Origin of the sequence: Janthinobacterium sp. TND4EL3, from assembly GCF_900156175.1 — a bacterium.
GTDB lineage: Bacteria > Pseudomonadota > Gammaproteobacteria > Burkholderiales > Burkholderiaceae_D > Janthinobacterium.
This window is the reverse complement of sequence record NZ_FTMV01000001.1, coordinates 455,533-479,445: the sequence shown is the minus strand read 5'-3', so window position 1 is coordinate 479,445 and position 23,913 is coordinate 455,533. Positions and strand designations below refer to the sequence as shown.

Annotated in this window: 12 protein-coding genes and 1 riboswitch; of the genes, 6 read left to right on the top strand and 6 right to left on the bottom strand. The window is 63.3% G+C overall.

From position 1 onward, the window contains the following. Positions 1–77 precede the first annotated feature (77 nt). Positions 78–737, top strand: coding sequence for a pyridoxamine 5'-phosphate oxidase family protein (locus tag BXA07_RS02130; protein WP_076565166.1), 660 nt, complete (start codon positions 78–80; stop codon positions 735–737). An 82-nt stretch (positions 738–819) separates the two neighbouring features. Next, complete coding sequence (locus BXA07_RS02125) at positions 820–1,650, top strand: class I SAM-dependent methyltransferase (protein ID WP_083708017.1); 831 nt, start codon at positions 820–822, stop codon at positions 1,648–1,650. Between the two features lie 41 nt (positions 1,651–1,691). Here BXA07_RS02125 and BXA07_RS02120 read toward each other — a convergent pair whose 3' ends face one another. From BXA07_RS02120 to BXA07_RS02110, 3 genes are all read right to left on the bottom strand, one after another. Continuing rightward, complete coding sequence (locus BXA07_RS02120) at positions 1,692–3,329, bottom strand: serine hydrolase (RefSeq protein WP_076565164.1); 1,638 nt, start codon at positions 3,327–3,329, stop codon at positions 1,692–1,694. Positions 3,330–3,351: 22 nt separating this feature from the next. After that, positions 3,352–5,211 (bottom strand): M1 family metallopeptidase, encoded by a 1,860-nt coding sequence (locus BXA07_RS02115; RefSeq protein ID WP_076565162.1) that lies wholly within the window; start codon positions 5,209–5,211, stop codon positions 3,352–3,354. A gap of 119 nt (positions 5,212–5,330) precedes the next feature. Next, positions 5,331–7,724, bottom strand: coding sequence for a M1 family metallopeptidase (locus BXA07_RS02110; RefSeq protein ID WP_076565664.1), 2,394 nt, complete (start codon positions 7,722–7,724; stop codon positions 5,331–5,333). A 146-nt stretch (positions 7,725–7,870) separates the two neighbouring features. After that, positions 7,871–8,052, top strand: a riboswitch (yybP-ykoY riboswitch). Positions 8,053–8,061: 9 nt separating this feature from the next. Here BXA07_RS02110 and BXA07_RS02105 point away from each other — a divergent pair. Continuing rightward, positions 8,062–8,637: a TMEM165/GDT1 family protein gene (locus BXA07_RS02105; RefSeq protein WP_076565160.1), complete on the top strand. Its 576-nt coding sequence runs from the start codon at positions 8,062–8,064 to the stop codon at positions 8,635–8,637. A gap of 327 nt (positions 8,638–8,964) precedes the next feature. On the opposite strand, the gene BXA07_RS02100 is transcribed toward BXA07_RS02105, so the two are convergent. Both BXA07_RS02100 and BXA07_RS02095 read right to left on the bottom strand, forming a co-directional pair. Continuing rightward, positions 8,965–17,499 (bottom strand): glycoside hydrolase family 94 protein, encoded by an 8,535-nt coding sequence (locus BXA07_RS02100; protein ID WP_244556162.1) that lies wholly within the window; start codon positions 17,497–17,499, stop codon positions 8,965–8,967. Positions 17,500–17,986: 487 nt separating this feature from the next. Continuing rightward, positions 17,987–20,014, bottom strand: a complete 2,028-nt coding sequence (locus BXA07_RS02095; protein WP_076565158.1) for an aminotransferase class V-fold PLP-dependent enzyme — start codon at positions 20,012–20,014, stop codon at positions 17,987–17,989. A 156-nt stretch (positions 20,015–20,170) separates the two neighbouring features. Between BXA07_RS02095 and BXA07_RS02090 the strand changes: the two genes are divergently transcribed. Together BXA07_RS02090 and BXA07_RS02085 are read left to right on the top strand one after the other, a co-directional pair. Further along, positions 20,171–20,668 carry an Lrp/AsnC family transcriptional regulator gene (locus BXA07_RS02090; RefSeq protein WP_076565156.1) on the top strand — a complete coding sequence of 166 codons (498 nt, stop codon included), beginning with the start codon at positions 20,171–20,173 and terminating at the stop codon, positions 20,666–20,668. Between the two features lie 197 nt (positions 20,669–20,865). Continuing rightward, positions 20,866–22,890, top strand: coding sequence for a methyl-accepting chemotaxis protein (locus BXA07_RS02085; protein ID WP_083707995.1), 2,025 nt, complete (start codon positions 20,866–20,868; stop codon positions 22,888–22,890). Between the two features lie 4 nt (positions 22,891–22,894). On the opposite strand, the gene BXA07_RS02080 is transcribed toward BXA07_RS02085, so the two are convergent. Continuing rightward, on the bottom strand, positions 22,895–23,395 hold the full coding sequence (locus tag BXA07_RS02080; protein WP_170909593.1) for a thioredoxin family protein: 501 nt from the start codon (positions 23,393–23,395) through the stop codon (positions 22,895–22,897). A 159-nt stretch (positions 23,396–23,554) separates the two neighbouring features. Between BXA07_RS02080 and BXA07_RS29720 the strand changes: the two genes are divergently transcribed. After that, the gene (locus tag BXA07_RS29720) at positions 23,555–23,854 is read left to right on the top strand and encodes a DUF3349 domain-containing protein (protein ID WP_170909592.1); all 300 of its coding nucleotides are present in this window, start codon (positions 23,555–23,557) and stop codon (positions 23,852–23,854) included. The last annotated feature ends 59 nt before the right edge of the window (positions 23,855–23,913 follow it).

The following is a 23,913-nucleotide window of genomic DNA, read 5'->3' as shown; positions in this document are numbered from 1 at the left end:
ATCAAGTCTGGATCTTTTTTCAGGGCCAGATGCCGATTATAGTGCGGCCTGCTTCCTCAACCAACCGGACTTCCACCATGACCACCACTGCCCTCCCTCCCAGCCCCCGTACCCGCGTGCGCCGCGTCGCCGAGCTGGCCAGCTACGAGCAAGCCACCCTGTACGCCATCGTCGACGCTGCCTTCCTGTGCCATATCGCTTTCCGCGATGACAAGGGCAGCCATTGCATCCCTACGGCTTGCTGGCGCATCGACGGCTACCTGTACATCCATGGCTCGAACGGCAGCCGCATGCTCAAGCAACTCGTCAATGACACCGATGTCTGCGTGACAGTCACCCATCTCGACGGGCTGGTGCTGGCTCGCTCGGCCTTCAATCACACGATGAACTACCGTTCGGCGATGGTGTACGGGCAGTTTGAAAAAGTGAGCGATATCGGCCAGCAGCATGCGGCCATGGACGCGCTGATGGAGAAGCTGGCGCCGGGACGCCTGGCGCAGGTGCGCGGCGGCAGCCCGAAAGAATACGCGGCGACCACCGTGCTGCGCATCGCACTCGATGAAAGCGCCGTCAAGCAGCGCAAGGGAGGCCCGCTCGATGACGCTGGCGACATGGCGCATGTCGTCTGGACGGGCGAACTGCCATTTACACACGGCCGTGGCGCTGCCATCGCCGATGCGCAAAACACCAGCGACATGCCCGCGTACGCCGCCGCATGGCCCACGAAATCCGCTTGACCGGCCAGCGTGCTTGGCCGATGATCGGCATTGATGGCGATCGCCACCAATTCACCAACCGATCCAATCGTGCATGGAGCATATGATGAAGCGAGTATTCCTGAACACTGCCTTGACGGCTATGCTGGCCTGTGGCGGCAGCGGCGCGGCAATGTCCGCCGATACGGGCGACGCTGCCCTGAAGGCAGCCATTGCCGGCAGCGCGCGCACGCCGGCCAACGTCACGCGCGACAGCGCCCGCCACCCTTATGAGACCCTGACGTTTTTCGGTATCAAACCCAACATGACGGTGGTGGAACTGGCGCCCGGCGGCGGCTGGTACACGGAGATCCTGGCGCCTTATCTGCTCGAAAATGGCAAGCTGATCGCGGCCGGCAACGACCCGCAATCCGCCAGCGAAGGCGCACGCCGTGGCGCGGCGCGTTTCCAGCAAAAACTTGACGCCAATCCCGGCGCCTTCGGGAAGGTGGAAATCGGCGCCTTCGCGCCGCCCACCACCTACCGCATCGCGCCGAAAGGCACGGCCGACATGGTGCTTACCTTCCGTAATATCCACAACTGGATACCGATCGGCGAAGCAGGCATGCAGACCCTGTTCAAGGAAATATATGACAGCCTGAAACCGGGCGGAGTCTTCGGCGTCGTCGAGCATCGCCTGCCGGCGAACAAGGCGCAGGACGCCACGGCCAGCACCGGCTACATACACGAAGCGTATGTGATCAAGCTGGCCAAAGGCGCAGGCTTCAAATTGGCGGCGAAATCCGACATCAACGCCAATCCGAAAGACACAGCGAACCATCAGGGCGGCGTCTGGGCCCTGCCGCCCACCTACGCCAACAAGGATGTGGATCGGGCCAAATACACGGCCATCGGCGAGAGCGACCGCATGACCCTGAAGTTCGTCAAGCCATAGTATGAAAAAGGCCACCTCACGGTGGCCTTCTGATCCCTGCCTTACTTCTTGTCTTCTTTCAGCTTCACCGGCGCCAGGCTCAGATCCTGGAAGTCGTAGCTGAAATCCGTCTCGGCCGACACGGGCGCCATTTTTACCCTGTCGATACTGCCATCGGGATTGAGCGAGAACGTCACGTAGGCGTCCGCGTTGAAATTGCGCTCCTTCCAGCGCACGATGAAGGTATCGTGCTGCCAATGCTCCAGCTCACCCGTCAGGTCCGGCGTGCGCGTAAAACTGAGGATATGTTTTTTCCCCTCCGGCTTGATCACGACCTTGCCGTACCACGCGTCTTCATACTCGCCGTCGTACGCCGCCAGCGGCAGCGAAGGCTGCGATTTCGCCGCGCGCGCGCTCGACGCCTTGCCCTGCTTCTTCACTTCTTCCGCATGCTGGTCCTGCTCCACCTTGGCCACCAGCGCCAGCCAGTCCGACGGCGCCGCCTGCAGGTAATGGTCGAGGATACGCCACTGCAGCGCCGTCATCGACCCGCCGTTTTCCGCATTGGTGAGGATAGCCACGCCCAATTTCGCTTCCGGCACCATCAGCACACGAGAATAAAAGCCCTGCAGAGCGCCACCGTGCATGGCGACCTTCATACCCTTGTAGTCGCGCAGCTGGAAGCCCAGGCCATATGCACTGAAGTTCGGCTTTGTCGCGGCCAATGCCGGCTTCGGTTCGGGAATCTTGATCGGCGTTTGCGCCGTCCACAGTTCGCGTGCCTGCTTCTCGCTGATCAGGCGCGCCGGCTTGCCATCCTTGTCCGTCACGCCAGGGATCTTGCCCTCGTCGAGCAGCACCATCATCCACTTGGCGATGTCTTCCGCATTCGTGTTGATGCCGACGGCGCCCACGGCGTTCGGCACGGGCATCGACTTGACGGCGGCGATCTTGCCGTCGATCTTGCTGTGCGCACTGGCGACGTCGGGCTTGCCCGCATTCTCGGCCAGGCTAGTGGTGGTGCCCGTCATGCCCAACGGCGCCAGGATGCGCTCATGCATGGCCTCGCCCCAGCTTTTCCCCGCCTTGTCGGCGATGATCTTGCCGGCCACGATATACAGCAGGTTATCGTAGGCGTAGCTGTTGCGAAAACTTGTGGCAGGACGAATATAACGCAGCTTCTCGATGATCTCGTCGGTGGTAAACGTGGTGGTCGGCCACCACAGCAAGTCCCCCGCGCCCAAGCCCAGGCCACTGCGGTGCGTCAGCAGGTCGCGGATGGTCATGGCACCCGTCACGTAGGAATCGTGCATCTGGAAGCCGGGCAGGTGCTTCGTAACTGGATCGTCCCAGGCCAGCTTGCCCTCGTCGACCAGCATGGCCAGCGCGGCGGCCGTGAAGCCTTTCGAGTTCGATGCCACTTCAAACAAGGTCTGCGCATCGACAGCGGCCGGTTCCCCCAGCTTGCGCACGCCAAAGCCCCTGGCGGTGACGACCTTGCCATCCTTGACGATGGCAATCGCCATGCCGGGCACGTCGAACACTTTCAGGGCGGTGGCGACGTCGCGCTCAAGATCGAAGGCAGGCGCAGGTACCGGCGCTGTGGCAACGACGGGGGCGGCGTCAAATGCCAGCGCCGGCACGGCGATGCTGGAAAACGCCAGCACGATGGCGGCGGCGAGACGGTTCATGGTTTGCATGGTCAGGATATCCAGAGAAGGTTCAATGCGCTTGCGCGGCCATCAATTTATCGACGCTTTCCTGCGTCACCGGGTGGTAGCGTTCGCGCGCCTGCGCATACACGTCCTTGGCCCAGGCATGGCCTTGCGGCGTCTTCATCAAGGCGCTGTACAGCGGCACGACGAACTTCTGGCGGCCCACGCTCAGCAGGAATGCCTGCAAGGGCTGGCGCACGTCGTAGCCGGCGTTCACGGAGGCCAGGTAGAAGCGGTAGGCCACTTCATTGTTGCCGCTCTTGCCCACGCCGTAGACCTGGTCCAGCTCACGCAATTGCGCCGCGCTGGCCTTGTTGTTGATGTCGTTCAGGAAGTGCATCGATTCGATGGCGATCCACTTGTCCATGCCCAGGTCCTTGGTGGCCAGTTCGCCTTTCAGCCAGGCGTCGCGGTGCTGGTCCAGCAGCGCCAGGCGCGGCGAGACGACGCGCTGCGCGCTGGCCGGCACGCCCGTGCCATACAGCCATTCGTCGAGTTCGGCTTCCGGCATGACGTCCGGATGCTGCGCCAGCAGGTTCTTGCGCAGGTAGGCGACGAACTGCTCCGTCGTCACGCTCTGGAACGCATGCTGGTCGAACCAGCCGCGCAGGAAGGGGTCGAACACGGCACGGCCCGCGCGGCGCTCCATGGTGGCCAGGAACCAGGCGCCTTTCGGGTAGATGATGCCGTCGTCCGTGTACGTTTGCGCCGGGTTGGCGTCCGCGTCGCGCGTGATCAGCGCCGTTTTCGCCGCCGGCAATTCGCGGATCGAGGCGGCCAGTTCTTCCTGGTCGACCTGCACGCCCATCTGCGCCACGTCGCTGCCGTACAGCTGCTCGACGATGCGCGTCGTGACGTAGGTGGTGAAGCCTTCGTTGAGCCACATGTGCTTCCACGAGGCGTTGGTGACCAGGTTGCCCGACCACGAGTGGGCCAGTTCATGCGCGATCAGATCGACCAGGCTGCGGTCGCCCGCGATCATGGTCGGCGTGAGGAAGGTCAGGCGCGGGTTTTCCATGCCGCCGTAGGGGAACGATGGCGGCAGCACGATCATGTCATAGCGCCCCCAGCCATACGGGCCATACAGCGCTTCGGCTGCCTGGATCATCTTTTCCGTGTCGGCCAGTTCGTATTCGGCCGCCTTGATGCGCGGCGGCTCGGCATACACGGCGGAACGGGGACCGAGCTTGCGCACTTCCAGTTCGCCGATGGCAATGGCCAGCAAGTACGAGGGAATCGGCTGTGGCATCCTGAACTTCCAGCCGCCCTTGCCGGTCGCCTTTTCGTCGTTTTCGGCGCTCATCACAACGCGCATGCCCGCTGGCGCATCGATGCGCGCGCTATACGTAAAACGCACGGCCGGCGTATCCTGCGACGGCACCCACGAGCGGGCGTTGATGCTTTGCGACTGGCTGAACATGAAAGGCAGCTTGCCCGACATGGTCTGCTGCGGCGTAAGCCACTGCAGCGCGATGGCGTTCGGGGCCGTGTGATAGTAGACCCGTACTTTTTCAGGCTGGCCCTTGGTGGTGATGCGCAATGCCTGCCCCTTTTCCGGGTCGGCCTTGTCCAGTTCATAAGGCGCCATCTGCCATGCGCCGCGCTTGTCCTGTACCTGCACTTTCGCGATCGACAGATCACGCGTATCGAGCACCAGGGTGCGCGCTTGCGGATCGATCCAGTTCAAGGACAGCTCGGCATAGCCGGAGAGGGTCTTTTGCTTGAAGTCCGCCTTCAGGTCCAGCTGCAGGTCGCGCGTGCGCACCTGGTCGTAACGCGCGTAGCTGAGGGGGTCGGCGTGCGCGGCCAGAGTTACCTGGCAAAGTAGCGCACAGCCCAGCGCGCGCAGGAAGGTCAAAGTTTGCATGGTCGTCTTTTGAATGATTTGCGAAAGCCCCGGTCCGTGTGCGACGGGGCGTCGCGCAGAATAGCACTTCCAGCGCGGGCCGGCAGAAAAAAAGCGCCGGAGTGGCCGGCGCTTTTTCCCTATTTTTCTTCTGCCTTGGCCTGCGGCTTGGCCTCGGGCGCCTTCAGCGGCGTATTAAAATCTTTCATCAGGTTGTTCTTGTCGCGCTCCTGCTTGAACAGTTCCAGGCGCGACGGCGTGATTTTCCGCGGCCAGGCATTGTTGCTGGTGTCGATGTCGGCAGTCTCCCAGTACGGGTCCTGCACCAGGCCGACCATCGGCTCATCGGTGATGAGCACCTTGCTGATTTTTTTCGGTGAGTAACGCCACACTTCGGCAGGCACGCGCTCGATGATTTTCTTGCCGCTTTTCAGTTCGATTTCCAGGATCAGCGGCATCACCAGGCCGCCGATATTCGAAAAGTCGACCAGGTACAGATGCTTGCCGCGGGCACGCTGCTCCAGCATCGCCCGCTCCCACGGCTCCAGCCCATCCAGCTCTTCCACATAACCGTTGCGGTCCTTGTTGGTAACCGTGAAATCGTCGTGCTGGTTGTAGAAATCCTTCAGCGCGGGGTCCAGGTCGACCTTCTTCGGCAGCGCCTTGTTGCGCTGGTCCGAGATCGAGATGGGCTGGGTTGCCTTTTGCGCCTTCTTCCACGCCTTTTCAATCTCGGGATCCTTCGTGCTCACACCATATTCACTGATGCCGTCAATGCTGATGTCGACCGCGTCGGTGGTATAAAACCAGCCGCGCCAGAACCAGTCCAGGTCCGTGCCGGAAGCGTCTTCCATGGTGCGGAAAAAGTCGGCCGGCGTCGGGCGCTTGAATTTCCAGCGCAAGGCGTACTGCTTGAAGGCGAAGTCGAACAGTTCGCGTCCGAGGATGGTCTCGCGCAGGATGTTGAGCGCCGTGGCCGGCTTGTCGTAGGCATTCGGCGACAACAGCAGCACCGACTCCGGATTGGTCATGATGGGGACTTGATTCTGGCTGCGCATGTAGTCGACGATCTTGCGCGGCTCGCCATTCCAGGACGGGAAATGCTCTTCCCACGCCTGCTCGGCCAGGTACTGCAGGAAGGAGTTGAGTCCCTCATCCATCCACGCCCACTGGCGCTCGTCCGAGTTGACGACCATGGGAAAATAATTATGCCCCACCTCGTGGATGATCACGCCGATCAGGTCATATTTGGTGGCTTTCGAATACGTCAGCGCACCCGTCTTTTTATCCTTCACGGGACGCCCGCCATTGAACGAAATCATCGGATACTCCATGCCTGCCACGGCGCCGTTGACGGAAATCGCGACCGGATACGGATAGTCGAAACTGTACTTGTTGTACTGCTCGATGGCGTGCGCCACGGCCCGCGTGCTGTACTGCTGCCACAGCGGGTTGCCCTCGTTCGGATAATACGACATGGCCAGCACGCGCTTGCCACCGCTGTCGAGCCCCTGCGCATCCCAGATGAACTTGCGGCTCGAGGCCCACGCCACGTCGCGCACGTTGGCCGCCTTGAAGTGCCAGGTTTTCATCCCCGCCGGCTTGCCATTTTCCGCCGCCAGCGCCTCTTCCGGCGTGATCACCAGCACTGGTGCGGCACTGCTCCTGGCTTTCGCAAGGCGCTCGCGCTGCGCCGCGCTCAGGACGGCAGAAGGATTCTGCAGCTCACCCGTGGCGGCTACCACGTGGTCAGCCGGCACCGTCAGGTACAGTTCGTAGTCGCCAAACTCCAGGGCGAATTCGCCCGTGCCCAGGTACTGCTTGTTCTGCCAGCCGACCGCATCGTAGTAGGCGGCCATGCGGGGGAACCACTGCGCAATCTGGAATATCGTGTTCTTGTCGTCTGAAAAATACTCATAGCCGGAGCGTTCGACCAGCACCTTCTGGTCATTGATTTTATAGGACCAGTCAATATGAAAACTGATGCTCTGGCCCGGCGCCAGCGCCACCGGCAAATCGATGCGCAGCATGGTCTGGTTGATCACGTAATGCAGCGGCTTGCCGCCAGCCGACCTGACGCTGGCGAGATTGAAGCCGCCGTCAAAGGTGCGGCCTTCCTGGATGGCGCGCCAGTCCTCGAATTTCAGTGCCTCATCCTCGCTGCCACTGAGCCAGGCCTGGCGCGACGGCGCGCTCAATACGCGGCGCTGGTCCGCATCCTTGCGGATGCCATTCTGGTCCAGTTGCAGCCACAGATACGCCAGGCTGTCGGGCGAATGATTGTGATACGTGATCTGTTCGCTGGCCGTGATTTCGCGACGTTCTTCATCGAGCGTGGCGCGGATCACGTAATCGGCGCGCTGCTGCCAGTAAGCGTGGCCCGGCGCACCAGACGCCGTGCGGTAGGCCGTCGGCGTGGGCAGCAGCTCATCGAGCTGACGGAACTTGTCGTCGAACGGCACACCGGCGCACAAGCCGGGCAAGGAGGCAAACAGCAGACAACACAAGGCAAGCAAGCGGACGAAGACCGGCATGGCGCGTTCCATCTGGGAGTCGTGGACAGAACTGCATTCTAAGTCGAGTCTGTTTGCAGGCTGATTATTGTTGTCGGCACCCCACACACCAGTCCAGGCAACTGGCCGGCGCCACTGGCGCGAAAACAGGCATTGGCGTATGATGCGCCTCGAACATTGGGGAGTAGTCGTCCTGCGGTCCTGCCGCAGGAACCTGTATCAACATAATTGGCCAGCAGGCCATGGTGCAGGTGGTTGCAGAACTTGACGAGACCATTGATCCAGGGCGGTCGCATGGGCCGGAGTCGCCCGTGGATCATTGGTTAATTCGTCCGGCCCGCGTACCTCTTGCAATCTCATGGAAGCATTCCTCATCTCCACCGGCATCGTCGGTCTCGCTGAAATCGGCGACAAAACCCAACTCCTGGCCTTTTTGCTGGCCGCCAAATTCCGCAAGCCTTTGCCCATCGTGCTGGCGATTTTCGTCGCCACCGTCGCCAACCACGCGTTTGCCGCCGCTGTCGGCGCCTGGATCACCAGCATGCTGGGCCCGGACGTGCTGCGCTGGGTGCTGGGCGTGTCCTTCCTGGCGATGGCGGCCTGGACCCTGATTCCCGACAAGCTCGACGAAGACGAGACGAAGCTGGCCAAGTATGGCGTCTTCCTGACCACCCTGATCGCCTTCTTCATGGCGGAAATGGGAGACAAGACGCAGGTGGCGACCGTGGCGCTGGCGGCGCGCTACCACGATATTGTTTCCGTCGTGCTGGGCACCACCTTTGGCATGATGCTGGCCAACGTGCCGGCAGTGTACCTGGGCGACAAGATCGCGAACCGCGTGTCGCTGCGTCTGGTGCACGGTATCGCGGCACTGGTCTTTGCCGTGCTGGGCGTGGCTACCCTGCTCGGCGCTGGCGCGCGCCTGGGTTTCTGAGCGGCGCCAAACAATTCCTCATTTACAATGTTCATGCTCATTATTACAATATCGCCGACATGAACACAGGCACGCTGGGCCGGCACGGTCAGCGTGTTTTTTTGAGGAATCTATGCAGTTAAATGGAAAAGTGGCGGCCCTGTGCCTGGCCGCTTGCGCCAGCCAGCTCTCCGCAGCACCATCCACCCATCGCCAGGCGCTGCCCGGTGCGGACCACGCCGCCTCCGAAGTGCGTACGCGCGACCTGCTGCTGTTCGGTGCCGGCCTGATTCTACTGGCCGGCCGACGCCGGCCCGGCCATGAAAGGTGGCAAGATCCATTACAGGATTACACGAGCAACACGACCACGTACTCGCGGCCTTCGTCGCGCAGGACAATGCTGCCGTCAGCCACTGCCACCCCATCGAGCGACAGTCCGGCAACCCGTCCCTGCGCCCTCTCTACAGTGATCGCATAGTTGCTGGCGCCGAAACGGTAGTGCAGCCTGAAGCGGTCCCATTCGGCCGGCATGCAAGGCGCCAGACGCAGTACGTTCGCCTCGCGCTTCAGTCCCAGCAAGGATTCCACGATCAAGCGGTACAGCCAACCTGACGATCCCGTGTACCAGCTCCAGCCGCCACGTCCCACATGCGGTGCGACGGCGTACACGTCGGCCGTCACCACGTAGGGCTCGACCTTGTAGCGCGCCACCGCCTGCGCATCCACGCCGTGGCGCACGGGATTGATCATGCGCAGCAGCTCCCACGCCTTTTCACCGTCGCCCATACGGGCAAACGCCATCGCCGTCCAGATGGCAGCGTGCGTGTACTGGCCGCCGTTCTCGCGCACACCCGGCACATAGCCGCGGATGTAGCCGGGATTGAGGTCGGCCTTGTCGAACGGCGGATCGAGCAGCTGGATCACCCCCGCATCGCGCCGTACCAGGCGCGCATCGACCTGCCGCATGGCACCTGCGACACGTTCCTTGTTGGCCGCGCCGGACAGCACACCCCAGCTCTGCGAAATCGAATCGATCTGGCATTCTTCGTTCGTGTGCGAACCGAGCGGCGTGCCGTCGTCGAAATAGGCGCGCCGGTACCACTCGCCATCCCACGCATGCTCCTCGACATTGGCAGCCAATTTGGCGGCTTCATCGCGGCAAAACCGGGCAAAGGCCGCGTCGCCGCGCAGCTCTGCCACTTCGGCAAAGCGCTGCAATACCTCATACAGGAAGAAGGCCAGCCACACGCTCTCGCCCTTGCCGTGTTCGCCCACCTTGTCCATGCCGTCGTTCCAGTCGCAGGAACCGATCAGCGGCAAGCCGTGCACGCCCAGGCGCAGGCCGTGGCGAATGGCGCGCACGCAGTGCTCATACAAGTCGGCCGATTCGCCGGAACGCACGGGCAGGTCGTAATATGAATCCTCCTCGGGCTTGACGGCACGTCCTTCGATGAACGGCGCCACTTCCGACAGGACATTGACGTCGCCCGTGGCGATCACGTAGCGGCAGGCGGCCAGCGGCAGCCACAGGTAATCATCGGAGCAGTGCGTGCGCACGCCCCGGTCCGAGGGTGGATGCCACCAGTGCTGCACGTCGCCTTCGACAAACTGATGCGCCGCGCACAGCAGCAAATGCCCGCGCAGCAGCTGCGGCGCCGTGTGGATCATGGCCATCGCGTCCTGCAGCTGGTCGCGGAAACCGTAGGCGCCGCCGGACTGGTAATAGCCGCTGCGCGCCCACAAACGGCAGGCGATGGTCTGGTACATCAGCCAGCCATTGGCGATCACATCGATTGACGGATCGGGCGTCTCTATGCGCACCGCGCCCAATGTCGTTTCCCAATGCGCGCGCACCGCGTCGAGCGCACTGCGCGCCGCGTCCTTGCCCGCATGGCGCTGCACCATGGTACTGGCGTCGGCATTGCGGCGCCCGCCCACGCCGAGGAGGAAGACGATTTCACGCTCCTGTCCCGGTTGCAGCTCGAACGGCACCTGAATCGCCGCGCACGGGTCGAGGCCCGTACCCGCCTTGCCGGACAGGCGCACGCGGCGCAGGGCCGCAGGCTGCGCCAGGCTGCCGTTGCGGCCGATGAATTCATTGCGGTCGCAGGTGATGGAACGGATGCTGGCATCGGTATTGAAAAAGCCGACGCGACCGGAAAACTCCGTGTTGTAGTTATTGCGCGCAAACAGGGCGCCGCTGATCGTATCGACTTCGGTGGCCACGTGCATGCCGGACTTGGCGCGCAGGTCGGCCAGCACCCATTCCACGTAACCGGTGACGGACAGACGGCGCGGCACCCCGCTGTCGTTGCGCACCTTGATCACCGAGTATTTGACGGCTGCGTCCAACGCCACGTAGGTGCACAACTCGGTGGCGATGCCGCCCTCGCTGTGCTCAAAAATGCTGTAGCCGAAACCGTGGCGCGTCACGTAGTCGCCGCTGCCGCGCGCTGGCAAGGACGAAGGCGACCAGAACTGGCCGCTCTGCTCGTCCCGCACATAAAACGCTTCGCCGGACAGGTCGGACACGGGGTCGTTCTGCCATGGCGTGAGGCGGAATTCATGCGCATTCTCGCTCCAGGTATACGCCTGGCCGGCTTCCGACACCACGGTGCCGAATTGCGCATTGGCCAGCACGTTCGACCAGGGTGCCGGCGTCTGCTTGCCTTCTCCCGTGGTAATCACGTATTCGCGCCCATCGGGCGTGAAACCGCCGAGGCCATTTTCCAGGCTCAGCTCACGCTGTGGCGCCCGGTGCGGCACGCCGCCATGCTCTCGCGCCGGGTCCTGCAGCAGCGGCGGCATGCGCAGCACGGGGTTGGGCGGACGCTTGACCTGCTCGGCCAGCGTACCGCGCAAGTCGCTGATGATGGCGCGCGCCACCGACTGCAGCAGGATGCGGTCTTCATTGGCAATCTGCTCGGCCAGGCGCACGAAGATGCCGCCCGGGCGGTCAATCGCCTGCGCGTCGATGCCCGAGGCAATCAGTCCCATGATCTGGTCGTGCAGCAGCTGGCGGTAGCCCGACTGCTCCTCGTACCAGATCACCAGGTCGACTATCAGTCCTTTCAGACGCCAGTAGGCATGCGCCTGCACCATCTGGCGCGCCAGTTCGATATTGGCCACGTCGCGTATCTGCAGCAGCACGATGGGCAGGTCGCCCGAAATGGCGTACGCCCACAAGCCGGACTGGCCGCGCTGGTTCTTGATTAAAATGCCGGCCTCGGCGCGCAGGGCCGCATTCGGATAGATCACCGCATTGGCCAGGCGCGCATAAAGCTGTGCATCCGCCTCGCTGGCATTGAGCTGGCGCAGCACCACCTGGCTATGCGTCCAGGCCAGCTCGAACACACGGTCGGCCAGGTGACGATCCTGGTACTTGTCGATCAGGTGCAGGGCTGCCTCGCGCTGCTCCACCATGCCGGTGACGCTGTCGACCGTCACGGCCTGGTCGGGTTCGAGCGTGACGACGTAGCGGATGGCGACGATGGGGTCGAGCACGGAACCTTGGCCGCCGCTGAGCGGACCGTTATCCTGCAGCGCCTGCGGCAGCTGCGCCGTGTTGCCACGGCCGATGAAGCGCGCGCGGTCCGTCTCGAACGACACGGCATACTGGTCGATATCGTGCACCGTCATCACATGCAGCAGCCAAGGCATCTGCTCATCTTTCGAGCGGGGCCGGCGCGTGCATAAAATCGCATTTTCATGCGCGAGGATTTCCGTCTGCACGAACAGCTTGCTGAACGCCGGATGGGCCGCATCGGCCGCCGCCGGCGCCATCACCACTTCGGCAAAACTGGTGATCTCGATGCGCCGTTGGCGGTTCGAATTATTGCTGATGCGCGTGCGCCGGATTTCGATGTCGTCCTCGGGCGAGACGACGATTTCCGTGTACAAATCGAGGCCGTGATCGGCGCGGCGGAACTCGGCACGCCCTTCCGAAAAGATCACTTCGTATTTCTTCGGCTCGACCAGGGTCGGCTGGTACATGGTGGACCAGACTTCGCCGTCATCGAGATCGCGCAGGTAGCAGAAATTACCCCAGTTGTCGCGCGTGCTATCCTCGCGCCAGCGCGTCACAGACAGGTCTTTCCAGCGGCTGTAGCTGCCGCCCGCATTGCTCACCATGACATGATAGCGGCCGTTCGACAGCAACTGCGTTTCCGGCACGGCGCTGTTGGCCTGGGTAAGGATGCGCATCGGCATGGCCAACTCGGGCGCGCCGCTGCGCAGCACCGCCAGTTCGGCCGTGTTCGAGTAAAACGCTCCCGCTTGCGGCGTGCGTTCCTGCAGCACCAGCAAGGCTGATTGCAACAGCGGATCGGACTCGAAACGGCGCTGCATGGGACGGTCGTGCAGCAGGTAGCTGAGGGCGAGGAAACCCATGCCCTGATGGTGCACCATGAAAGACCGGATGACGGCGCTGCCCTGCCCGCGCGGCAGGCGCGCCGTAGTGAAATCGATGGCTTCAAAAAAGCCGTAACGCCCCATGTAACCGGCCGCCTGCATGCGCTGCAGGTTCTGGCACGACGCTTCCGGCTGCACCATCAGCCCCATCATGCTGGCGTAAGGCGCCACCACCAGGTCGTCGGCCAGGCCACGTTTCAGGCCCAGCCCCGGCACGCCGAAGGCGCGGTACTGGTAATTCAGGCTGGCGTCGACGGTGTTGTAGCCGGATTCCGAAATCCCCCACGGCACGTCGCGCTGGCGGCCATAATCGATCTGCGCCTCGATAACGGAGTGGTAAGTCTGGTCGAGCAAGGTGTTCGGGTAGTTCGGCATCACCAGGAGCGGCATCAGGTACTCGAACATCGAGCCGCTCCACGACAGCAGCACGGGCTGGCCGGCCACCATGCACAGCTGGCGACCCAGGGCGAACCAGTGTTCCTGCGGCAACTGGCCCTGGGCGATGGCAATGAAGCTGGCCAGGCGCACTTCGGAGGCCAGCAAATCATAGTAGCTGGGGTCCAGGCGTCGTTCGCTGACGTTGTAGCCGATGGCCAGCAATTTTGTGGACGGGTTGTACAGGAAGCCGTATTCGATTTGCGCGAAATTGTGCGCCTGACCTGCCGCGTGAGCGATGTCGCGCATATGACGTCCCGCCTGTTCGCGGCCTTGCGCCAGCACGGCAGCCAGTTCGGGCGACACGCCTGCCGGCGCTTCCAGGTTCGCCAGTTCGCGCAGGGTCGGCACGCGTATCAAGTCCGCATCGACTTCCGGGTGCGCGGCCCAAGGCGCCAATTGCAGCAATTGCGCCAGCGCCGCACGGCACTGGCGTGCCAGCGCGCCGCTCCACATGGACAGTTCCTCATTCTCGCTATGCAGGGTCAGCGACAACAATGCGTCGGCTGCACCATTCACGGTACTCAGGTAGGCATGCCACTCCGGTAGGCTGGCGGGAGCCGCAGGCGCCTGCAGCAGCGTCATGCTGTCACGCATGGCCTTGCCCTCACCTTCAGCGGCAACAAACTCCTGCAGTACCTGCGCCGTCGTACGGATGCCCTGCACAATCTGCGGTCCCATGATGGGCGCGTCGTACAGTTCCACCAGACCCGGCTGCAAGGTGAGCAAGTGGCCGGCCAGATTGCCGCTGTCGACCGTCGAGATGTACATCGGCTGCAGCGCCTTGAGCGTTTGCGTGTCGTACCAGTTGTAGAAATGGCCCTGGAAGCGCTCCAATTCGCCCATGCTGTGCAAGGTAGCGCGGCTGCGCTCGATCAGCTGGCCCAGGGTCACATAGCCGAAATCGTAGGCCGTCAGGTTGGCCAGCAGTGCCAGTCCGATATTCGTTGGCGAGGTGCGGTGCGCCAGCACCAGGTTCGGGTGTTCCTGCATGTTATCGGGTGGCAGCCAGTGGTCATCCGGTCCGACGAAGGTATCGAAATAGGCCCAGGTCTTGCGCGCCACGCCATGCAAAAACCGTCCCTGCTCGGCCGACAGGCGCGCCACGGCGCGCTCAATGGGGCGGCTGATCCACCAGGCGATGGCGGGTGCGGCCAGCCAGAGCAGCAGCACCACGGCCGCTGCCGGCAAGGCAGCGGGGCGCCAGGCCAGCAAGGCGGCAAAGGCGGCCAGCGCCAGCGCGGGCGAGCACCACATGGCGCGCCAGCTGTCGGCCTGCGAGCCGGAAGAACTGTGCAGGTTCGAGGCGCGCCAGTCGAGCAAATGCTTGTGCGAGACACCCAGGCGCCACAAGGTGCGCGCGATGGCGTCCAGGCTGATCCAGGCCTCATACGGCAGGAAGACGAGGGTCAGCATGGCATGCGAGAACTGCACGCCGCAGCGCCGCTCGAACGCCGCCAGGTGCTGGCGCCACAGGGTGTCACGCGGCTTGCGCAACAGATCGTATAGTGCCGAAAAGACGGGCGGCAGGAAGATAATGGCCAGCACCGCCGCGCTCCAGAAGGCCACGTGCGGCAAAAAACCCCACACCAGCAGCAGGGACAGGGTGGTGGCTGGCGCCACGATGCTGCGGCGCAGGTTGTCGAACAGCTTCCAGCGTGACAGCATCGACAGGGGATTGCGTTCGCGCTTGCCGGCGCGGCCCGGCACGCGGCCCAGCAGCCAGCCGATCAGCTGCCAGTCACCGCGTATCCAGCGCTGGCGGCGGCTCACGTCGGCGTCGTAGCGGGCCGGATATTCCTCATACAGCTGCGAGTCGCTGAGCAGGCCGGCGCGCAGGTAACAACCTTCCAGCAGGTCGTGGCTGAGGATTTTATTGTCGGGCAGGCGCTGGCCCAGCACGCGCTCGAACATGTCGAGGTCATAGATTCCCTTGCCGATGAAGGAGCCTTCATAAAACACGTCCTGGTACAGGTCCGAGACGGTGCGCGTGTATGGGTCAATGCCCGGTTCGCCGCCGCACAGCAGTTCATAGCGCGAGGCGTTCGCGCTGGGCAGCGCCACAGCCACGCGTGGCTGCAGGATGCCGTAGCCGGCCACCACGCGCGTGCCGGCTGCGTCCAGCACGGGCCGGTTCAGCGGATGCATCATGGTGGCGATGAATTCGCGCGCCGCGTCGCGCGGCAGCTGCGTATCGGTGTCGAGCGTAATCACGTATTTGATCGTGCGCAAACCGCGCAACTCGCCTTCCACCAGAGAGAACTTGTCGCGCGCGCCGCCGCGCAGGAATGCGTGCAGGTCGGACAATTTGCCGCGCTTGCGCTCCTGCCCCATCCACGCATTTTGCTGCGAATTCCACAGGCGCGGACGGTGCAAGAGCAAGAACGGCCCCACATGGCCCAGCTCTTCCGAATCGGCCGGGTCGCCGTTGTCCTTGAACTCGGCGCCCTCCACGCGGTATTTCTCGTTCAAGCCGCGGATGGTCTCCTGCGCCTGACGCAGCAGGGCCTCGTCTCCCGGCATCGTTTGCGCCTGCGCGTCGACGAAGTCCGTCAACAGGCAGAAACGCAGGTTCGGATCGCGGTTGGCCAGGTAGCGCACTTCCAGCGCCTCGCACAGGGCGGCCACGTTTTCCGGGCTATAGATCAGGGTCGGCACCACCACGATGCCGCGTCCATCCGACGGGATGCCGGCCCGGTAGTCCATGCGCGGCAGCGGATGCGGCAACGTCATCAGGGTCGCCAGCCAGTTCACCACGGCCACGGCCAGCTGGCTGCTGCCCAGCAGCGCCAGCACGCCCAGCGCGGCCAGCGGCCAGCCCTGCACGCCATGGCGCACGGCCCGCTCGAGCAGCAAGGCGCTCGTTGCCAGGGTCAGGAACGAGATGGCGCCCAGGTAGACAGCCAGCGGCGCGGCGCGTGCCGTATGCTGCAGCGCCTCGATGAATGGCAACCTGGCGCCGGCCTGCTTTTCCAGCACCAGCACGCCGCGCCCGACCAGGTAAAAGCCGATGTGGCCACGGCGCGCGTCATTGCCGTTGCCGTGCGTGTGCGCCAGCTGCACCACCATCTCGGCCACTTCCACTTCGCTGCGCGCGCTGCGCTTGGCGATGCGCTCGATGGCGTGGCGATAGCTGTCGCGCGTGGCAAAATCCATCAGGCCATAGGTGCCGGCAGGGTCCAGGCGCAGGGTCTGTTCGACCACGCTCATGGTTTCGACGAATTCCTGCCAATCCATGGTGCCGAGAAAACGCAGGCTGCCGATGCTGTTGGCGATCGATACCTGGTCAGCCGCCTGCTGTCCGATCTCCGATTGAATCTGCTGCTCGATGGTGAGGCCCGATTCGGCCAGCTTGTGCGTCAGCCACGACAACGCCAGGGTGAGCGAGGGACTTTGTCCCTGCAGCCGGCGCGACAATTCCGCCACGAAGGCGCTGGTGATCGGCGGATTCGAGCGCGCCATGTCGGCCACCAGCAGGATCAGGCCGCTGGGGTTGCGCTCGGCGACGTCCGTCATCTGGTCGGCCCAGGTATTGGCCAGGTCGCGCTGCATGCGGTCGTCGGCCACGCGCGCGGCCACACGGCGCAGATTTTCGATCAGGGCCAGGCGCAGCATGATGGGCACGGCCCACAGTTCGCCCAGGGTCAGGGTGGCAACGTCCTGGTAGGCCTCGACGAAGTGGCACAGGTTTTCCAGGTCGACGCGGCCGTCGCCATGCGAGATGATTTCCAGCGCGATTTTATACACGCGCGGGCAACCCGCATCCGTACCCGAGGTCAGGCGCGGCAATTCCTTGCTGTAGTTCTTCGGCAAGTGGCGCCGCGTGGTGCGGATCTGTTCTTCGATCAGGTAGAAATTGTCGAGCAGCCATTCCGAAGCGGGCGTGACCTGGCGCCCGCTCTTCACGGTAGCCGTCAGCTCATTGACGGTGGCCGTGATCAGGGCCGCATTGTCGGCCAGGCGCGCCAGCAGGCGATCACGCCCGTGATGCCGCCCCACCGCATGGCCGGCGGCCACGTTCTTGCCGTGCGCGGCCATCTGCATGGCGCTGAACAATTCCGAACGCAAGGGCAAGGCATCGTCGCGCGCGGCGTCAAACGTGTCCTGGGCAAGGGAATGGTCCCGGAAGATTTCTTTGAATTTGGAAATCTGTTCCTTGATCTGTTCCGCGACTACTGCTGTGTACTCTTTCAACTTGGGCCTCGCTAGGTGCACGCGTGCAGCCAGCGGCCACCGTCACGCCGGCCCAGTCGGAAGGAACAAGATCGGACACTGGCGAAGACGGAAAGCGAAGCGCCGGAGCGTTGCGACGAATCTCAGGGTATAGGGAGATTTTCTGAACTTCATCGTAGGGGCGCCTCGCGGGCAAGACCGTGCGCTAGCGTACATAGCTGGCGCTTTGGCAGCGTGTCGGCCAAGAAATTAGCGGATTGAACAGCATAAAAATGCCACGAGGAAATAAATCAATTTCCCCGCACCAATGATGATACGGGGCAAGATTTCGAACATGAAACTTTACCTCGGCTCAGGCCGCAATGGCCAGCGGGTGGCGCGTCGCTTCCGCCATCGCCATGCCGCCGCTGAGCTGCCACGCCGCGCCATGGCCCAGGCGGCGCAGGCAGGCGGCGGCGCGTGCGCTGCGGTTGCCGCTGCGGCAGAAAAACACCAGCGGACGCTGCGGCTGCTGCAGCCACGCGGCCACCTGCCCCGCCAGGCGGCTCAGCGGTACGCTGCGCACCTCGCATCCCTCGAATACCGTGCCGGCGCAGGCCGCATGTTCATATGCCTCGCGCACGTCGACGAGGATGGCGTCCGGATGCTGGCGCAGAAAGGCCGGCAAGCTGGCAGCGTCCAGTTGCAGTTCGGCGGCGGGAGCGACGCCATCGCGCACGGCGCGCACGGTGCTGCAGACGCTGTTGTCATCGCTGGATGTGCACAGCACGGTGTCCGGCGTCACGACGCCGGCCTCCAGCAGGGCCGCGATGGCGTGCGACGCCAGTGCGCCGACAAAGGCGAAGCGCTGCCCCAGCATATACACATGCGTTTCGCCGCACTCGATGCGGCGCAGCCGCTGCTGGCCCAGCGGCAGTTCGCCGTCGATATCGACGCGGCCCACTTGTTCGATATCAAGTTCCTGCAGCAGCGCCAGACGCGCAGCGCCATGGTCGCCTGGGGCCGTCGTGTGCACGATGGCGCGCAAGGCCAGATGCTGGCAGCGGATGAAGGCGGCCAGGCGCGGCACGAGCGCGGCGGCGGGATCGATGACGACGCAACTGGCGCTGGCCGCATCGCTGAGCAGCCAGGTGTTCTTGCCGTCGACGCTCAACTGGATCACGCCGTCATGCGGCGATGGCGCCAGCGCCGATGGCAGCAAGCAGCTGCTGCGCAGCGCCTCGCCGCAGCGCTCGATGCGCGCGCAGGCGGCGGCGATGGTGGCCGCATCGATCAGGGGGCCGAACGACAGGCGGATGGCCGAGCTGGCGCGCCATTGCGGCACGTGCATCGCTTCCAGCACATAACTGGGCAGGGCCTTGGCGGCGGAGCAGGCGCTGCCCGAGCTGACGCGCACGCGCGCCGCGTCGAACAGGTCCAGCAGCTCTTTCGAGGACAGGCCAGGGACGGAAAAATTGAGCGTGGTCGGCAGCGACAAGTCAAACGGCATGTTGAAGACGATGCCGGGAAAGGCCTGTTCCAGGCTGGCCGTCAGGCGCTCGCGGAACGCGGCCAGCTCGGCGTGGCTGCGGAAGGTCTGGCCGTCTTCCAGCGCGGCCAGGACGGCGCCCAGGGCGGCAATGCCTGCCATGTTTTCCGTGCCCGAGCGCAAGCCCGCTTCCTGGCCCCCCCCCATCATCAGCGGCGTGAACGGCGCGCCGGCGCGCACGTACAGCATGCCGATGCCCTTGGGCGCATACAGTTTATGACCGGAAAACGGCGCATAGTCGATGCGCGTGGCGGCCAGGTTCAATTTCAGCTTGCCCAGCGCCTGCACGCAATCGACCATCCAGTAGGCGTCGGCGCCGCGTTCCTGCAGCAACTGGGCGATCGCCGACAGGTCGCTGATGACACCCGTTTCATTATTCGCCGCCATCGTGCACAGCATGGCTGCCTCGCCGATCAGCGCATCGAGCGCCTGCAAGTCGTGGCGCCCCTGCGCATCGACGGGCAGCTTGCGCATTTCCAGGTTCAGGCCCAGCAAGCGGTTCCAGTGCGCCAGGCTTTCCGGAACGGCCTTGTGCTCGGTTGCACCGTACAGCAGCAGGCTACCGATGCGCTGGCCCGCATCGCGCCGTTCGCGCAGCGCGCACAGGGCCGACAGCACGGACGTCTGGATGCCCTCGGTGGCGCCGCTGTTGAACATCAGGCGCCCGTCGCCCACGCCCAGCAGGCGGCTGGCGCGCTGACGCACGCCATCCATCATGGCCTTGGCCTGCAAGCCTGTCGCGTGGGTGCTGCTGGGATTGCCGTAACCGTGTTCCATGGCTTGCCGGGCGGCAGCAACGGCGGCGGGCAGTACGCAGGTGGTGGCGTTGCTGTCGAGGTAGATTTCTTTCATGATGGCAGTCTGTCAAGGCAAAGGTAAAAGGGGCGTCGCGGTTACGGCTCGTGCATGACCATAGTCTAGCGGCAGGCCACCGTGAAGATATGCCAAAACACACTGCAAATGCGGTAATATGTAGCATATTCATGCTATAAAGTAGTAAATTACAAAATGAACTCACCTGGCACTCCGCTCGACAAATTCGACTGCGCCATCCTGGCCGCGTTGCAGCAGGACGGCACCTTGTCGATCGCCGCCCTCAGCGAGAAAATCGGCCTGTCGAGCACGCCCTGCTGGAAGCGCGTCAAGCGGCTGGAGGAAGACGGTTACATCGAGAGCCGCGTGGCCATCGTCAACCGGCAAAAAGTGGGCTTGCCCGTGACCGTCTTCGTCAGCGTGCGCACGGGCCAGCACGATGAAAAATGGCTGCGCCGCTTTGCCGCCGCCGTGATCGTCCTGCCAGAAGTACAGGAGTTTCACCGCATGAGCGGTGACATCGACTATCTGCTGAAAGTCGTCACCACCGATATCAAGGGTTATGACACCTTCTATAAAAAGCTCATCAAGGCGGTGCAACTGACTGGCGTCTCTTCCGCTTTTTCCATGGAACAAATCAAGTGCAGCACGGAATTGCCACTGGAGTTGATCGCCCACGGCTTGCCTGCTTGAACGTTTTTTTATCCTGTGCGAGGGCACATGAAAAACACGCATGTTAGCACCATGAAATCGTTGCCATATGGCAACAGTCATGCATAAAATACGGCATTCTCTCCGAATAGCCTCCCTATCCGTCGCTATACTGCCCACTTGCCTGTGCACGTCCGGCAACCTCTGCCAGTCGCGCGGGCCTACGCCCAGGGTCTTCCATGCATTTCCTCCGCCGCCTCTCCATCCAGAAAAAATTGATGTTCAGCATGGGTTTGTGCCTGTTGCTGTTCATGGCGATCTCGTCCTTCCTCAGCGTGCGCATGAGCAGCGCCTATGTGCGCGAACGCGTCGTCGGACAGGAACTGCCGGCCCAGGTGGGCGAGATCCGCAATGATGTATTGCGCCAGATCAATCAGCCGCTGTCGGTGGTGCAAACCATGGCCAACGACGTCTTTCTGCAGGACTGGGAAGACGCGGGCCTGGCCGACGGTGGCTTGCCCATCTTCCAGCGTTACGCCAGATTGCTCAAGGAAAAGAACAAGGCCGCCGTCGTCAGCTGGAGTTCGCAAGCGGCGTCCCGCTACATGACCGACGCGGGACTGATCCGCACGCTGGACAAGCAACAAGCAGCCGATCACTGGTTCTTCAGCATGCTCGACGAAAACAAACTGCACACGGTGAATCTGGACCGCGATCCGGCTTCGGGCAGCTTCATGCTGTTCCTGAACGCGCGGGGCCAGACGGCTGGCGGCAAGGCCGTCATTGCCGGCATGGGCCTGAGCGTCGATGCCATGGCCGAAACCATCCGCAGCTACAAGGTCGGTCAGACCGGCTTCGTCTACCTGGTGCGCGCCAACGGCAGCCTGCTGATCCACCGTGACCCGGCCCTGGCCGACGGCAAGCATCAATTGAAGGACTTGCCAGGTTTTGACGAAGCGTTGAGCAAGACTTTGCTGACCGGCAACAAATACACGTATGCCAGTTATGCGGCGCCCAGCGGCAAGCAACTCGTGGCGGCCTCTTTCATACCGGAATTGAACCTGTACGTGGTGGCCGAAGTGCCGGAAGCGGAAGTGCTGGGCAACGTCATGCGCTCGGCGCTGATCGCCGCATTGATCGCCGGCCTGGTCGGCGGCGGCATCGCCCTGCTCATCATCTACGTCATCAGCCGCGCCATTGCCGCCCCCGTGGCGCGGGCGGCCGACATGCTGGGCGACATCGCCAGCGGCAATGGCGACTTGAGCCGCCGCATGGCCGTCGAATCGGACGATGAAGTGGGAGCGCTGGCCTCGGCCTTCAATCGATTCATCGCGTCGCTCAACGTAACGATACGCGAAGTTCGCGACAGTACCGAGGCTATTGCCAGCGCATCGAGCCAGATCGCGTCGGGCAACCTGGACCTGTCGGCCCGCACGGAAGCCCAGGCGTCGAGCCTGGAAGAGACGGCGGCAGCCATGGAAGAGCTGACATCGACCGTGAAACAGAACGCGGACAACGCCCGCCAGGCAAACCAATTGGTGGTGTCGGCCTCTAGTCATGCCGTCAAGGGGGGCGACGTGGTCGGACAAGTGGTACGGACGATGAGCGAGATCACGGAAAGTTCGCGCAAGATCGCGGACATTATCGGCGTGATCGACGGCATTGCGTTTCAAACCAATATCCTGGCCCTGAACGCGGCAGTCGAGGCGGCGCGTGCCGGCGAGCAGGGCCGCGGCTTTGCCGTGGTGGCGACCGAGGTGCGCAACCTGGCGCAACGGTCGAGCCAGGCAGCCAGGGAAATCAAGGATTTGATCGTCGACTCGGGCAGCAGGGTGGAAGCGGGCAGCAGGCTGGTCGATTCGGCGGGCGCCACCATGCAGGACATCGTCGTCTCCGTGCAGAGGGTGGCCGACCTGATGGGAGAAATCGCCTCGGCCAGCCAGGAGCAAAGCCAGGGCATCGCACAAGTCAATGCCACGGTCACGCAGATGGATGATGCAACCCAGCAAAATGCAGCGCTGGTGGAAGAAGCGGCGGCAGCAGCCCAATCCTTGCAGGATCAGGCCGGCAAACTGGCGCAGGTGGTCAGCGTGTTCACACTGGACGAGTCGGGCCATACGGCCGTATCGCGCCCGGTGCCTGCGGCCACAGCCAAGCCCTCGCGGCCCGTGTCCAGGCTCGCTGCACAACCTGCGGCGCCGGCCAGGCCCGCCCCGACCGCCAGCCGCAAGGCAGCAGCGGAGGACGAGTGGGAACAGTTTTAGGCCATTAAATGGCAGGCGACTTGATGCTGGCCGCCTGCTTGAAAAAATCATAAATGCCGCTCTCGCTCATGCGGCGTGCGTTCGCCAGCTCGCCGCCCTTGGTGGCGTACAGCACCTGGTTGTTCTCGCTCGATACCAGTACGGCGGCGGGGATGCCTTTCTTGAGCGGATTTCCATAGGTTTGCGCCACGTCAAGGTTATGATCGAAGTTGCCCACGTCGACCTTGACGACCTTGAATTCCGTTTGCATCAACTGCGCGTTCTTGCCTTCCTTCAAGGCTTTGTCAAGCACGCGGCAATCCTCGCACCAGTTGGCGCCAAAGATCAGCAATACGGGCACGCGGGCCGCCTTGGCCTCGGCAAGCGCGCGGGCCACATCGGCCTTGGCATCGGCCGCCGCGTTGTACGGCAGATGCGGCGTGGCGACAGGGTTGGCTGGTGTGGCGGCGGCGGCAATAGCGGTACCGGCAAGCAGCAGGCTGACAAGAAGAAGGGAAAAGCGCATGCGGGGCTCCTGAGAGAAATCGTGAAGCTAGCTGAACAGTTGCCAGCGGGCGTGATTGTCTAGAATATGCCTGCTTGTAGGAAATATCCACCATTTAATTGCACTGTGCTTATGCGGAAAACGTATAAGCGCGTATCAGCGCCACCGAGGAGTCGCCGCTTGAGCACGCCAGATATATTACCCCCAACGCTGTCCGGCGCCGCGCGCATGTTGCGCGACGCCTATCCCGGCGGCATGCCAGATATGGCATATTTCGCCGTGCTGGCCCTGCTGTACGAACACTTTTCCGACCGCAATCTGGCCGAGCTGATGGCCACCGTCACGGGCAAAGATGCGGCGGTGGTCCTCAATGACATCTATGCCTGCGCCAGCAGCGAGCCGGCGCCGTCGACCATCGCAGCCGTCAGGACGCTGCTGGCGCGGCACGGCTTGCAGGCCGTCTGCGCGGAGGGCGAGTAGTGCCCGCCGGCAGTGAATTGGAACGCATGGGATAATGCCAGGCTCACACTGAGCAACGC